The following is a 13,896-nucleotide window of genomic DNA, read 5'->3' on the forward strand; positions in this document are numbered from 1 at the left end:
CCGTTTAACCTCTGGCCCCGGAACTGGAACGTATCAGGCAAAAGAGCCAACGGATTGGCCGCTCATTCGTTTATACTGCCCCCACGCAAGAACCTGTGAACGGAGCTCAAACCATGCGGCAGCTGTCGGAGCTGGATGCCTCATTCCTGTACCTGGAATCCGAAACCGCCCCCATGCACATTGGTGGAATCTACCTCTTCGATGCCCGGGAGCGGGATAAACCTCTGGCCTACAGCACCTTCGTAGCCTATCTGCGCAGCCGTCTCCACGTTGTGCCGCTGTTTCGCCAGCGCCTCAAGGAAATCCCACTGCGACTCGGCCGCCCCTACTGGATTGATGACCCGGATTTCAGTATCGAACGCCATCTTGCCTATGTGAATCTTGGCGATCACGGCCAGCTGGGAAGTCTGATGGGCCTGGCCTCACGAATTCTGGAAGAACCGCTGAAGCGAGATCGACCTCTCTGGCACATCACTTTTGTTGACGGATTCCAGCTGGATGACAACGACCCCGACAGCAGGAGTTTCGCGCTGATAGTCAAGCTTCACCATGCGGCTATTGATGCCTTCAGCGGCGAGGAAATCATTGGCAAGTTACTGGAATACACGCCGAAGGCACGTGCCATTGAAGCTCCCAGGCCCTGGCACCCGCAGCCAGAACCATCGGAAGAACGGGTGATGCTGCAGGCCGGAGCCAACCTGCTGCGCAAACCCCTGCAGGTCACATCCCTGGCAATCAATGCGGCCGAGGCGACAGCCCGCGGGCTTATTCACAGGCAGATGCGAAAACTGCCTATCCCGTTTCCGCTGTTTTTTGCTCCCCACAGTCCGTTCAATCGCCAGATCACCGCCAATCGCCAGATTGTATCCACCAGCCTGGACCTGTCGCGACTGAAAGCCATCAAGGCAACACTGGGGGGAGATGTCACGTTAAATGATGTGGTACTCGGCCTTTGTGCGGAAACCCTGCACCGGTATCTGGCCAACCACGATGTGGCGACCGACCGTTCCCTGGTCGCCATGACGCCCATCTCGGTTCGCTCCAGCAGCCTGCGCAAGGCAACCGGTAACCAGATGTCGGCCATGTTGCTGGACCTGGCAACCAATGAGCCGAATCCCGCCAGGCGGATTCATCAGATCCACTGGAATGCAGTGGAATCCGAGCCCTACAGAGAAGCGATTGCGGCAGACCGCCTGACAGAACTGCTGCCCTCCACCATGCTGGCATTATCGGCAAGGCTTTATTCGGAACTCCAGATCGCCCAGCGGTACCAGCCGGTATTCAATCTGCCAATCACCAACGTGCCGGGGCCGCAGGTTCCGCTTTATCTGCAGGGCGCCAGACTGGTTCGGCAATTCAACTCGGCGCCGCTGTTTGACAGCCTGGGGCTGGTTATCGTGGCGGTCAGTTACCAGGGCCGCCTCACCGTGAATTTCACGCTGTGCCCGGATGTGGTCGCTGACGGCGACTCACTCACAGGCCTGCTTGAGGACAGCCTGACCGCCATTGAGTCTGCGGCGGCCACCCTGAAACCGGAGGGAGCGGGACCGGAGTATCACATGAACAGCCATAAAACGCTGACAGACGAAGCGCTAACCCTGATGGAAGGCGGACTAAGAAAAATTCTCCAGCGTTTTCGCCAGTAAAGGGCATCAGGAAAGTAAAAGGGGCAGCATCGTGACTGCCCCGACAAGACCTACTCGAACGCCCAGCGCAGAAAAGCACGCTGCTCTTCTTCACTGGCTTCTCCCCACAACGCCTTGAGTTCGCCAAGAGTGCCGCCGTCGGCGTCGTTCTCACCGCCGGCATCGGTATCGCCGGTGCCAACAGGCGCCGTAGCAGTCCTGCCGCGCTCAGCGGAGCGGCCATCCCAGGCACCGGAACTGGCAACCATGTCGCTGGATGAGTTCACAATATCAGCCGCAAAATCTCCGGCAAACGCCTCTGCTTCTCTCCTGTTCGTCGGGGGTTCAAAGCTGAAACGATAGGTCTCGCCGGCCTGGGCATCAATGGTCACCGCCTGGGGCGCCGTCTCTACCACATGGACCTTGGATTCGCCGTTGCGGACTACACCGCTTTTTGCCCAAATGGTTTTATAGGTAAAGACCACCTGGTTTTCGCCAGGCAGCAGTTCATAATCCAGCGCCAGATCTTCCATCAGAAAATTGGTAAGCTTGCGGCCGTTGACCTGCTGCACCTCAATTTCACTGGGAGCCTTCAGAACCGCAGTCTGTGATGCGTCAGCATCCCCCTCCCAGGTTTTGATATTACTCATGGTGGAACTGCACCCGGAAATAATGACTGATCCGGCGACGATCGCCATAAGAAAGCGTGCGTTCTTGATAAAACCCAAAACGTGACAGATACTCATCTCAATTCCTTGTACTTGTTCGCCGGCTTCGCCCGGCGGCTGATCACATGTGACTGAAAAGCATTTTGAAGAGTGGCAGGGTCAAGAGCAAGACATACCGCTGGTTTACAGCAATCGGATGACACTTCGATTACGTCAATGAGGCTTCGGCGAACAGATAAATGTAAAAAAATGTTGAATTTGGCAGGAATTGATTTAATTTTAGACAATCGGCGAACAAATCATCCCACTGCCCGGTATTAAAAAAACGATAAAGGGCTCAGGAGACAACATGGATACCCAACGTCGGTCCGGAGAAAACGGTCCCGCACCGTTCCGAAGCAGTCGATTCTTCTGCGTCGGAAGCAAATGGTATTTCACCACTCGGGAGGGTTTTGACAGTGGCCCCTTTGCTTCCCGGCAACGCGCGGAAACCGGCCTGAGGCGCTTCCTGCACGTTGTGCGATTACTGCCGGAAGAGCAACAGGTTCACTGAACAGGGTTCGTTACCCGCATCTGACAGGCGCTCAGACAATGACCGGCATCAACCACCGGTCAATGGCGAACAGGCATGCCAGCGCCATAAACCCCGCCACCACGTCATCCACCATGATACCGAGCCCTCCGGGCATGTACCTGTCCAGCCAGCTGATCGGCCAGGGCTTTACCACGTCAAAAAGCCTGAACAGCGCAAATGCCATCAGAATTCCGTAGACGGTATCCGGAATCAGTGCGAGCGCAATCCACATGCCCACGAACTCATCCCAGACAATGCCACCGTGATCATGAACCTTGAGGTCTTCCGCGGTTTTCCCACACAACCAGATTCCGGCGGCGAAGGCCACCAGCACCACAACCCAATAGGCCACGGGCGGCAGCCAGGAAAAGCAGAACCATATCGGGATCGCTGCCAGGCTGCCCCAGGTTCCCGGTGCGCGGGCTGCCGCGCCACTGCCTAGCCCGAACGCCAGAAAATGAACCGGATCCCGAAGAAAACCCGGCGGTAACAGAGCCTCGGGGATGTCCGGTTCCTGTAGGTTATTGTCGCTACTCATGACTCGGTCCTGAAATGATCATAGCCACCGGCCACGACGGCTTGTGAATGACCATCCCGCTCGATGACAAGGCCCTCTCCGAATGTTACCTCGCCAATGATGGTCAGCTGGCGACGAATGTCTTCCGGCAACCCAACCCAGGCTTCGGGGCTGATGGTAATACATAACTCGTAGTCATCTCCGGCATTCAGTGCGAGACTGACCGCGTTGGCGCCCGCGATCCGTTTCAGCGCCGCGGACAACGGCAGGTGCGCGGTCTCAATGCGGGCAGCCACTCCGGAGGCTTCCAGAATATGAGTCAGATCCGCCACCAGTCCATCGGATATATCCACCGCCGCCGAGGCATGACCTCGTAGCCCGACGCCCAGGCTCAGCCTGGGCGTCGGGTGATGGAACCTGTCCAGGACCGACTGCTCATCCGGCCCTGGGGTTTCGCTATCCAGATAATTCAGTGCAGCGCCCGCGTCACCCAGAGTGCCGGAAACACAGACATAATCCCCCACCCGGGCACCTGAACGGCAAATGGCGAGCCCCCTGGGCACCGTACCATGAACCTGGAGGCTCAGCGTCAATGGCCCACGGGTAGTGTCTCCGCCGGCCAGCGACAGACCAAAGCTTCTGGCAGCATTGGCAAGCCCGCGGGCATAGCCGTGCAGCCAGTGTGGATCAGCAGCGGGAAGCGTTAAAGCAAGGGTGAAGCACACCGGGTCTGCACCCATGGCCGCCAGGTCGCTCGCTGCAACCGCGAGGCTTCGCCAGCCGAGCTTTTCCGGGTCGTAGTGGCGGGGAAAGTGAACGCCTTCAACGAGCGTATCCACAGAGAACACCAGATCCCGGCCGGGTTCGACCCGCTGAATTGCGCAGTCGTCACCGGGGCCGAGCAGAACCGCAGAGGAACTTCCCGCTTCAGCAAGCGGGCAGAAATAACGGCGGATCAGTTCGAACTCACCCATCACTCAGCGCGGGCGCGTCTCGGCGAGGCGCAGACGATGGCTGAGTTTGTCCAGCAGGCTGTTAACAAACTTGTGGCCTTCGGTTCCGCCAAACTTCTTGGCCATCTCGATCCCTTCGTTAATCACCACTTTATAGGGAACATCCAGCCGGTACTTGAGCTCGTAGGTGCCCAGCCGCACGATAGCCAGCTCGATCGCATCCACCTCATGGATGGGGCGGTCGAGAAAAGGTTCCAGCAACCGGTCCAGCTCCGCCTGTTCCCGGTGCACTCCCCGAAGCAGATCGCGGAAATAGGCGATGTCCACCTTCGACATGTCGTTGTCGACGATAAACTCGGACTCGATATCGGTAATCGGGCTTTTGCTGAAGTGACGCTGATACAGGCCCTGCATCGCCAGAGCGCGGGCCCTCCGCCTGTCACCGGCCTTGGGCTGACCCGACGGGGCCGGTTGCGCAGTGCTGTCTTCCGGTGCGCTCATCATTCACCCAGCTTCTTGAAGAGGCTGACCATTTCCAGGGCCGTGATCGCCGCTTCGGCGCCTTTGTTACCAGCCTTGGTGCCGGCGCGCTCGATCGCCTGCTCAATGGAATCAACGGTCAGCACGCCAAAGGTCACCGGCACATCGGTCTCGAGGCTTACGGCGCCCAGGCCGCTGGACGCTTCACCGGCGACATACTCGAAGTGAGGCGTACCACCACGGATAACCGCACCCAGCGCGATAATGGCATCGTGGTTGCCGGTTTCGGCCACACGCTTGACCGCCAGCGGCATTTCGTAGGCACCCGGGACTCGCACAATGGTTATATCCGCGTCTGCAATGCCATGGCGGCGCAAGGTATCAACAGCACCTTCCACCAGACTTTCCACCACGAAACCGTTGAAACGGCCTACCACCAGCGCGTATTTCCCGCTGCAGTGAGTAAAATCACCTTCAATTACTTTGATATCTGCCATGCATGGCTCCTTCATTGGCAGCCCCACACTCTCGGCGTGGCACTGCCGGGGTTCGTCATTCGGGGGTATAGGGCACGTACTCCACAACTTCCAGCTCAAAGCCGGAAATTGCGGAGAATTTTATGGGCGGGCTCAGCAGCCGCATTTTTCCGACACCCAGATCCCGCAGTATCTGGGAACCGGTGCCAACAGTGAAGTAAACACCAGAGCTACCCTTGCCCGCGGATTTCTTGTCCTGCTCGAAAAATTCGTGGATGCGATCTTCAAGATTGTAGCTGTCTTCCGCGCTGTTCAGCAGAACCACCACGCCACGTTGTTCGCTGGCAACCTTTTCCAGGGCATGGTGGAGCGGCCAGCTACGGGAATCCGCACGGCGGGCGCCGAGCAGATCCCGCAGGGTATCTGTAATGTGCACCCGCACCAGCACCGGATCGTCTTCGGAGATCTCTCCCATCACCATGGCCAGGTGCGTTGAACCCTGGATGTTGTCACGATAGGTGCGAAGATTGAACACGCCGTATTCGGTGTCCAGGTCGTACTGCTCCACACATTCGATGGTCCGCTCGTTGAGGGTGCGATAGTGAATCAGGTCGGCAATGGTGCCAATTTTGAGGTCATGAACCTCGGCGAACTTCTCCAGGTCTTCACGGCGAGCCATGGAACCGTCGTCATTCATGATTTCACAGATCACACCGGCAGGCTCACAGCCCGCAAGGGCCGCCAGATCGCAGGACGCCTCGGTATGGCCGGCACGGCTGAGAACGCCACCCGGGTCCGACATCAGCGGGAAAATATGCCCGGGCTGAACCAGATCCGACGCCTTGGCATCACGGGCAACCGCGGCCTGGACAGTGCGGGCGCGGTCGGCTGCCGATATACCGGTGGTGACTCCCTCCGTTGCCTCAATCGACAATGTGAACTTGGTGCCAAAGCCGGACGCATTCTGCTGAACCATCAGCGGCAGGCCAAGCTGCTCACACCGCTGCCGGGTCATGGGCATACAGATCAGGCCACGGCCAAAGCGGGCCATGAAGTTGATGGCTTCCGGCGTGCAGTGCTCTGCGGCCATCACCAGGTCGCCTTCGTTCTCCCGGTCTTCATCATCCATCAGGATGACCATCTTGCCCTGACGGATATCTTCAATAATGTCTTCAATGCTGTTCAGTGCCATACCGTTTTTGCACCCTTTTGGTCAGGCCGTCCGTTTAGCGGCTCCGGCCCACCATGAATTTAACATCCGTTACGCTGGTGCCAGGATCAGCCTCTGATCCTCACCCAGTTGACGGCGATCCAGCACTTTCCATTGTACCTTGTCCGCCATGGATTCCAGTGGCAGGTTGGCCGTTGGCCGGCCGGTACTGCCAAGGAACACCGGCGCCTGATAAAGCCAGAGCTCATCCACCAGGCGCTCATGAATAAAGGTTCCGGCCAGCGTCGGGCCGGCTTCCACCAGCAACTCGTTAATGCCCAGCTCACCCAGGGAATCCAGCAGCTCGCAGACATCAATGCCATTGTCTTTCCAGGCAACACCGGTCAGGCCCACGCCCAGCGCAGCGAGATCCTGGGCCTGCGCTGTTGCCAGTGTCGGGGAGGCACAGTAAATCTGAACATTGCCCCCCTGCAGGATGGTGGCACCGGGAGGCGTGCGTGCATCCCGGTCTGCTATTACCCGCAGCGGCTGGCGAGACGGTTCCGTGGCATCGCCAATATTACCGAGCTCTCCCCGGCGCACCGTCAGGGACGGGTTGTCCGCCAGCACCGTACCCACCCCGGTCAGAATGGCATCGCTGATGGCCCGGAGCCGCTGCACGTCACGGCGGGCATCTGCACCGGTTATCCACTGGCTCTCGCCGGAAGCCATGGCGGTTCTGCCATCCAGGCTGGCGGCCATTTTCAGCCGGACATAGGGGCGGCCGACATTCATCCGCTTCATGAAGCCGGGATTCAGCCGCACCGCCTCTTCCGCCAGCAGGCCTTCGGTCACCCGGACGCCTGCCTCCCGCAGCATATCCAGACCACGGCCGGAGACCGACGGATTGGGATCCTTGGTGGCAGCAAAAACATGCGCAACACCGGCTTCAATCAATGCCTTGGCACAGGGTGGTGTGCGCCCGAAATGGCTGCAGGGTTCCAGCGTCACATAGGCTGTGGCGCCACGGGCGGCGGGGCCAGCCTGGCTTAATGCGCGGATCTCGGCGTGGGCTTCGCCGGCGCGTTCATGCCAGCCCTCGCCAAGCACCTTGCTGCCACTGGCAATAACGCAACCCACGCGGGGATTGGGATGGGTCGAATAACGGCCGCGCCAGGCAAGCTGTACCGCCCTGGCCATAAAAGCCATGTCCTGAGCGTCGATCATGCCTGTCCTTTGGAGGAATGATTGTCCGCCAGAACCTTGGCCACATCCACCGGGTCATCACCAGAGGTCGCGGAGAGCCGCTCGATCTCTTCCTTGAATTCATTCACATCCTGGAAACTGCGGTAAACCGAAGCGAAACGCACATAGGCAACCTTGTCCAGCTGACGCAGTTCCGTCATTACTTCTTCACCGAGCTGCATGGACTTCACTTCCCGCTCCCCGGTGGCCCGCAACCGGAACCGGATGCGATTAAGTGCCGCCTCGATTTCCTCAATGCTGACTGGGCGCTTCTCCAGGGCTTTCATCAGGCCAGCCCTCAGCTTCTCCTCGTCAAACGGCTGGCGCGTGCCGTCCTGCTTGACGACACGGGGCATCACCAATTCAGCAGATTCAAAGGTGGTAAAGCGCTCACGACACGACAGGCACTCCCTGCGGCGGCGCACCTGATCACCCTCGGCCACCAGCCGCGAGTCGATTACCTTGGTATCCGCTTCACCACAGAAAGGACAATGCATAACTCAAGCTCCTGCAAACCGTCGGGGCGGGCCCCGAAGGGCGCCCGACGGCGCAATCAGGCTGTTTAGCCGGCATAGACCGGGAAGCGCTCACACAGGCTCGCAACCTGTTCACGGACCCGGCCATTGACGGCTTCGTCTTCCAGGTTATCGAGGATGTCACACATCCATCCTGCCAGATCGCGGCACTCGGACTCCCCAAAACCACGGGTGGTTACCGCCGGAGTACCGATCCGCAGGCCTGAGGTCACAAACGGCGAGCGTGGATCGTTGGGAACCGCGTTCTTGTTCACGGTGATGTGGGCGCGGCCAAGAGCAGCGTCCGCATCCTTACCGGTAATGTCCTGCTTGATCAGACTGACCAGGAACAGGTGGTTCTCGGTGCCACCGGAAATCACATCGAAGCCGCGGGAAACAAACACCTCGGCCATGGCTTTGGCGTTTTTGATGACCTGCTTCTGGTACACCTTGAATTCATCGCTCATGGCCTCCTTGAAGCAAATCGCCTTGGCCGCGATCACGTGCATCAGCGGGCCGCCCTGGCCACCGGGGAAAACAGCGGAGTTCAGTTTTTTCTGCAAGTCTGCGTCGTCGCACGCCAGGATCAGGCCACCACGGGGGCCACGCAGGGTCTTGTGGGTAGTGGTCGCGACTACATGGGCGTGGGGAATCGGGTCCGGATAGACACCGGCAGCCACCAGGCCAGCCACATGAGCCATGTCCACGAACAGGTAGGCACCCACCTTGTCGGCAATCTCACGGAAACGGGCAAAGTCCAGCGCCTGGGAATACGCGGAGAAGCCGGCAATGATCATCTTCGGCTTGTGCTCGAGAGCAAGGCTTTCCACTTCATCGTAATCGATCAGGCCGGTGTCCGGGTTCAGGCCATACTGAACGGCGTTGTAGATCTTGCCGGAGAAGTTGACGCTGGCACCGTGGGTCAGGTGGCCGCCATGGGCCAGGCTCATGCCCAGAACGGTATCGCCCGGCTTGAGCAACGCCATGAATACGGCGGAGTTGGCCTGGGAGCCCGAGTGGGGCTGGACGTTGGCATAGGCTGCACCGAAAAGCTCCTTGGCACGGTTAATGGCCAGGTCTTCGGCGATATCCACAAACTCACAGCCGCCATAGTAGCGCTTGCCGGGATAGCCTTCCGCATACTTGTTGGTCAGCACGCTACCCTGGGCTTCCATCACCCGTGGGCTGGTATAGTTCTCAGACGCAATCAGCTCGATGTGAGCCTCCTGGCGCTTCTCTTCCGCCTGCATGGCGTTCCAGAGCTCGTCGTCAAAGCCGGCGATTTTCATATCACGATTAAACATGGATGCGCTGCCCCTGTGTGCTTAGCTGCCCGAAAAAATGGGCCGCTATTCTATCTTACAAATGGGTGAAAAATCATCTTTTATGCCGTCCGCAGATACCGACACGCGGCCGGACCGGCTTTTGGCTCAATTGCTATCCCTGACAGGTTTCGATACCTTACTCGGTCAATATTCATTGGTTGCGGCTACTGTACTGTGGAGTACCGGCCATCGGGCAGGGCGATCCGGGATACGCTGTAAATACGTCCCTGTACGCTCGACAAAATCATCCATGATTTTGACGATCCCGGATCGCCCTGCCCGATGGCCTCAGCCTGACACCTTCATTGACCCAATCTCTTAATTCGCAAGAGGATTCTGACAACATGGCCCAATACGTCTACACCATGAACCGCGTGGGCAAGGTGGTTCCTCCCAAGCGCGAAATTCTAAAAGACATTTCCCTGAGCTTTTTTCCGGGCGCCAAGATTGGCGTACTGGGCCTGAACGGCGCCGGTAAGTCCACGTTGCTACGTATTATGGCCGGTATAGATCAGGATTACATTGGCGAAGCGCGCCCACAGCCCGGCATCAACGTAGGCTACCTGCCCCAGGAGCCGGAGCTGGATGACAGCAAGACCGTCAAGGAAATTGTCGATGAGTCGGTCTCCGGCATTCACGATGCACTGGCGCAGCTGGACCAGGTCTATGCCGACTATGCGGAGCCGGATGCTGACTTCGACGCTCTCGCCAAGAAGCAGGGGGAGCTGGAAGCCTTTATTCAGGCCAGCGATGGCCACGATATTGAGCGCAAGATGGAAGTCGCCGCCGATGCCCTGCGTCTGCCGGCCTGGGACGCACCGGTCAAGAACCTGTCCGGTGGTGAACGCCGCCGCGTTGCCCTGTGCCGCCTGCTGCTTTCCAGCCCGGACATGCTGCTGCTGGACGAGCCCACCAACCACCTGGATGCGGAATCCGTCGCCTGGCTGGAACGCTTCCTCCACGACTATACAGGCACCGTGGTTGCCATTACCCACGACCGTTACTTCCTGGATAACGTCGCCGGCTGGATTCTGGAACTTGACCGGGGCCAGGGCATTCCTTTCGAAGGCAATTACAGTCAGTGGCTGGAAAACAAGGAAAAGCGCCTTGAGGTGGAAGCCAAGCAGGAGGCTTCCCGCCAGAAGAGCATCAAGCACGAGCTGGAGTGGGTGCGCAGCAACGCCAAGGGGCGTCAATCCAAGAGCAAGGCCCGCCTGGCCCGCTTTGAGGAGATGAGCTCCCAGGAGTTCCAGAAGCGCAACGAAACCAACGAGCTTTACATCCCGCCCGGACCACGTCTGGGTGACAAGGTGATCGAGGTGGACGGCATCAGCAAATCCTTCGATGACCGGATGCTGTATGAGGATGTGACCTTCAGCGTTCCCCCCGGCGCCATCGTGGGCATTATCGGCGGCAACGGCGCCGGCAAATCCACCCTCTTCCGCATGATTGCGGGTTATGACAAGCCCGATACCGGCTCCATAACGGTTGGTGAGACGGTAAAACTCGCCTACGTGGACCAGATGCGGGACCTCAACGGCGACAACACCGTCTGGGAGGAGCTCAGCGACGGTAACGACATCATCAAGATCGGCAACTACGAAACCCCGTCACGGGCTTACGTGGGCCGGTTCAACTTCAAGGGTTCTGATCAACAGAAGCGCGTGGCGGACCTGTCCGGTGGTGAACGCAACCGCCTGCACCTTGCGAAGCTGTTGAAAGAAGGCGGCAACGTGCTGCTGCTGGACGAACCTACCAACGACCTGGACGTGGAAACTCTCCGCGCCCTGGAAGAAGCCTTGCTGAACTTCCCCGGCTCCGCCCTTGTTATCTCCCACGACCGCTGGTTCCTGGACCGGGTGGCCACCCATATCCTGGCGTTCGAGGATGACGGCGAGGTGGTGTACTTCGAGGGTAACTTCAGCGAGTACGATGAGGACCACAAGAAGCGCAAGGGCGATTCGGCGATGGTGCCGCAGCGGATGAAATATAAAAAATTGGCCTGACGTGTGGTGTCGGATTACGGCCTGACGGCCTAATCCGACCTACCTCTTTCTCGAACCCGGATGCATCCTGCGTAGGTCGGATTAGGCGAAGCCGTAATCCGACAACCAACCCAGAAGGTAGCGCTACCCCAATGGCCAAACCCAAAACCGCCTACGTCTGCACCGAATGCGGTGCAGATTATTCCAAGTGGCAGGGCCAGTGCACTTCCTGCCAGGCCTGGAACACCATCAGCGAGGTTCGCGGCATCAGTGGTGGCAACGCCAAGGGTGCCCGGGGAGCCCGCTTCGAGGGCTTTGCAGGCAGTCTGTCGGAAGTCAAAAGCCTGGATGACGTCAGCCTGGCGGAGCAACCCCGCATCAGCTCGGGCATGCAGGAGTTTGACCGGGTGCTGGGCGGTGGCCTGGTGGAGGGCTCTGCCATTCTCATGGGCGGCCACCCCGGCGCCGGCAAGAGTACCCTGTTACTGCAGGCGGTCTGCCATCTGGCCTCCAGCGTGCCGGCGCTTTATGTCACCGGCGAAGAATCGCTGCAACAGGTTGCCATGCGCGCCAAACGCCTGGGGCTTCCCACCAGAGACCTGAAAATGCTCTCGGAAACCAGCGTGGAGCGGGTGATGCAGGTGGCGGAGATCGAAAAGCCCCGTATCCTGGTGGTGGACAGTATCCAGGTAATGCACGTGGCCGAAACCGAATCCGCCCCCGGCAGTGTCTCCCAGGTCCGCGAAAGCGCCGCCTACCTGACCCGGTTCGCCAAGCAGACTGGCACCATCCTGTTCCTGGTGGGCCACGTCACCAAGGACGGTAGCCTGGCCGGGCCCAAGGTGCTGGAGCACATGATCGACTGCTCTATCCTGCTGGAAGGCTCCAGTGACAGCCGTTACCGCACCCTGAGGGGCATCAAGAACCGCTTTGGCGCGGTCAACGAGCTGGGGGTGTTTGCAATGCTGGAGCAGGGTCTGAAGGAGGTGAAGAACCCCAGTGCCATCTTCCTGAACCGGGGCGAGGAAGCGGCTCCCGGCAGTGTGGTGATGGTGGTCTGGGAAGGCACCCGGCCGATGCTGGTGGAGATCCAGGCGCTGGTGGACATGGCCCAGGGTGGTTACCCGCGGCGGGTTGCTGTGGGCCTGGATCAGAACCGGCTGGCAATGCTGCTGGCGGTTCTGCATCGCCATGGCGGCATGCATGTGTCGGATCAGGATGTGTTTGTAAATGTGGTGGGCGGCGTCAAGGTCAATGAGACCAGTGCGGATCTGGCGTTGCTTGCCGCCATAGTGTCGTCGTTCCGCGACCGCGCCCTGCCCCAGGATCTGGTGATCTTCGGCGAGGTCGGCCTGTCTGGTGAGATCCGCCCGGTGCCCAGTGGGCAAGAGCGCATCTACGAGGCGGCCAAGCACGGCTTTACCCGCGCCCTGGTGCCCAAGTCCAATGCGCCTCGCAAGGCTATTGAGGGAATGAAGGTTATACCCGTTACCAAGCTTAGTGATGCGCTTTCGGCCTTGGAGGAGCTTTAGTCTCTGGCCAAGCCTGCCTCTTTGGCGCATGGAAGGGATTGGTCACGTCTTTCCAAAAAACGCTTCAAGCACATCCATGTGCGCTTGGGCTCCGCCATCCATGGCTCCGCACATTTTTGGAAAGACGTGACCAATCCCTTCCCCAAACCTCACAGTTATCTCGTGGCGCCCGGAGCCCACGTAGGTCGGATTAGGCCACCAGGCCGTAATCCGACAAACCCCACCAGCCTACTCAATCAAATGCGCAAACTCCCTCTCCAACAGCGCCTGATCCCCCAGATTCAACTCCACCAACCGCTTCAGATGGGTGGCGCTTTCAAGATCAATATACTGACACTTGAACCCCAGCCGCTGCTCTTCAATATGCCGTAACTCCACTGCCATCACGATCGCCGTTTTATGATCGTCAAGGTGGATAATCACCTCACACGGCTGTTTCAGCGGAACATTCCATCCTTCCGGTCGCTTTACCAGAACGCCCTTCAGTGAAATATCCAATACCTCGGTACGCCACACTTCATCCTGACAATGCAGCTCACACTCGGCATCGAAGGAGATTCTGTGGAACCGACGTTTTTCGGGGGTTTTGGCTGGCAAGGGTTACTCCTGTTTACCGGTCTTGTCTGATAGGACTATAGACCGCACAGGGACAACTATCTAGCGTCTCAAGAAAGGTTTGGGTCGGGCGGCTAACGCCACATATCTGGAGAGCGAGCCGTCAGGCTCTGTTCAGAACCGTGGAGCGCCAGGGATGGCGCGACCGAGCCCTACATGGGTGAAGCCGAGCGCTTATGAAGCAAAGCTTCATGCGACAGCTGAACGACAGCAATCTGCGATTGCTGGCCGGACCC

General features: G+C 59.0%; 14 protein-coding genes. 4 read left to right on the forward strand and 10 right to left on the reverse strand.

Going from position 1 to position 13,896, the window contains the following annotated elements; genetic code table 11:
• The first annotated feature begins 113 nt into the window (after window positions 1-113).
• Window positions 114-1,646 (forward strand): wax ester/triacylglycerol synthase family O-acyltransferase, encoded by a 1,533-nt coding sequence (locus tag HLUCCO03_RS03195; RefSeq protein WP_027830999.1) that lies wholly within the window; start codon window positions 114-116, stop codon window positions 1,644-1,646.
• Window positions 1,647-1,696: 50 nt separating this feature from the next.
• On the opposite strand, the gene HLUCCO03_RS03200 is transcribed toward HLUCCO03_RS03195, so the two are convergent.
• Window positions 1,697-2,275: a DUF2057 family protein gene (locus tag HLUCCO03_RS03200; protein ID WP_292016607.1), complete on the reverse strand. Its 579-nt coding sequence runs from the start codon at window positions 2,273-2,275 to the stop codon at window positions 1,697-1,699.
• Window positions 2,276-2,642: 367 nt separating this feature from the next.
• Between HLUCCO03_RS03200 and HLUCCO03_RS03205 the strand changes: the two genes are divergently transcribed.
• A complete protein-coding gene (locus tag HLUCCO03_RS03205; RefSeq protein WP_027830997.1) occupies window positions 2,643-2,846 on the forward strand; it encodes a DUF6316 family protein in 204 nt (67 codons plus the stop codon).
• A 31-nt stretch (window positions 2,847-2,877) separates the two neighbouring features.
• On the opposite strand, the gene HLUCCO03_RS03210 is transcribed toward HLUCCO03_RS03205, so the two are convergent.
• The 8 genes from HLUCCO03_RS03210 to glyA form a co-directional block, all read right to left on the reverse strand.
• Window positions 2,878-3,405 (reverse strand): phosphatidylglycerophosphatase A, encoded by a 528-nt coding sequence (locus HLUCCO03_RS03210; protein WP_027830996.1) that lies wholly within the window; start codon window positions 3,403-3,405, stop codon window positions 2,878-2,880.
• Window positions 3,402-4,358, reverse strand: a complete 957-nt coding sequence (thiL, locus tag HLUCCO03_RS03215) for a thiamine-phosphate kinase (RefSeq protein WP_027830995.1) — start codon at window positions 4,356-4,358, stop codon at window positions 3,402-3,404. Before thiL ends, HLUCCO03_RS03210 begins: the two co-directional genes overlap by 4 nt.
• Window positions 4,359-4,361: 3 nt before the next feature.
• The gene (nusB, locus tag HLUCCO03_RS03220) at window positions 4,362-4,838 is read right to left on the reverse strand and encodes a transcription antitermination factor NusB (RefSeq protein WP_027830994.1); all 477 of its coding nucleotides are present in this window, start codon (window positions 4,836-4,838) and stop codon (window positions 4,362-4,364) included.
• A complete protein-coding gene (gene ribE, locus HLUCCO03_RS03225; RefSeq protein WP_027830993.1) occupies window positions 4,838-5,314 on the reverse strand; it encodes a 6,7-dimethyl-8-ribityllumazine synthase in 477 nt (158 codons plus the stop codon). The genes nusB and ribE overlap by 1 nt, the downstream gene beginning before the upstream one ends.
• A 55-nt stretch (window positions 5,315-5,369) precedes the next feature.
• Entirely contained in the window at window positions 5,370-6,485 is a 1,116-nt protein-coding gene (ribBA, locus tag HLUCCO03_RS03230; protein WP_027830992.1) for a bifunctional 3,4-dihydroxy-2-butanone-4-phosphate synthase/GTP cyclohydrolase II, read from the reverse strand.
• Window positions 6,486-6,554: 69 nt separating this feature from the next.
• Entirely contained in the window at window positions 6,555-7,670 is a 1,116-nt protein-coding gene (gene ribD / locus HLUCCO03_RS03235) for a bifunctional diaminohydroxyphosphoribosylaminopyrimidine deaminase/5-amino-6-(5-phosphoribosylamino)uracil reductase RibD (RefSeq protein WP_027830991.1), read from the reverse strand.
• Complete coding sequence (nrdR, locus tag HLUCCO03_RS03240; protein ID WP_027830990.1) at window positions 7,667-8,185, reverse strand: transcriptional regulator NrdR; 519 nt, start codon at window positions 8,183-8,185, stop codon at window positions 7,667-7,669. Before nrdR ends, ribD begins: the two co-directional genes overlap by 4 nt.
• Before the next feature lie 65 nt (window positions 8,186-8,250).
• Complete coding sequence (glyA, locus tag HLUCCO03_RS03245) at window positions 8,251-9,507, reverse strand: serine hydroxymethyltransferase (RefSeq protein ID WP_027830989.1); 1,257 nt, start codon at window positions 9,505-9,507, stop codon at window positions 8,251-8,253.
• A gap of 365 nt (window positions 9,508-9,872) precedes the next feature.
• Here glyA and ettA point away from each other — a divergent pair, with 365 nt between their 5' ends.
• Entirely contained in the window at window positions 9,873-11,534 is a 1,662-nt protein-coding gene (gene ettA / locus HLUCCO03_RS03250) for an energy-dependent translational throttle protein EttA (protein ID WP_027830988.1), read from the forward strand.
• 131 nt (window positions 11,535-11,665) lie between these two features.
• The gene (radA, locus tag HLUCCO03_RS03255; RefSeq protein ID WP_027830987.1) at window positions 11,666-13,045 is read left to right on the forward strand and encodes a DNA repair protein RadA; all 1,380 of its coding nucleotides are present in this window, start codon (window positions 11,666-11,668) and stop codon (window positions 13,043-13,045) included.
• Window positions 13,046-13,273: 228 nt separating this feature from the next.
• Here the strand turns inward: radA and HLUCCO03_RS03260 are convergent, their stop codons facing one another.
• Window positions 13,274-13,642, reverse strand: a complete 369-nt coding sequence (locus tag HLUCCO03_RS03260) for a PilZ domain-containing protein (protein ID WP_027830986.1) — start codon at window positions 13,640-13,642, stop codon at window positions 13,274-13,276.
• Between the last annotated feature and the right edge of the window lie 254 nt (window positions 13,643-13,896).

Origin of the sequence: Marinobacter sp. HL-58, from assembly GCF_001314605.1 — a bacterium.
In the GTDB taxonomy this organism is placed as follows: Bacteria; Pseudomonadota; Gammaproteobacteria; order Pseudomonadales; family Oleiphilaceae; genus Marinobacter.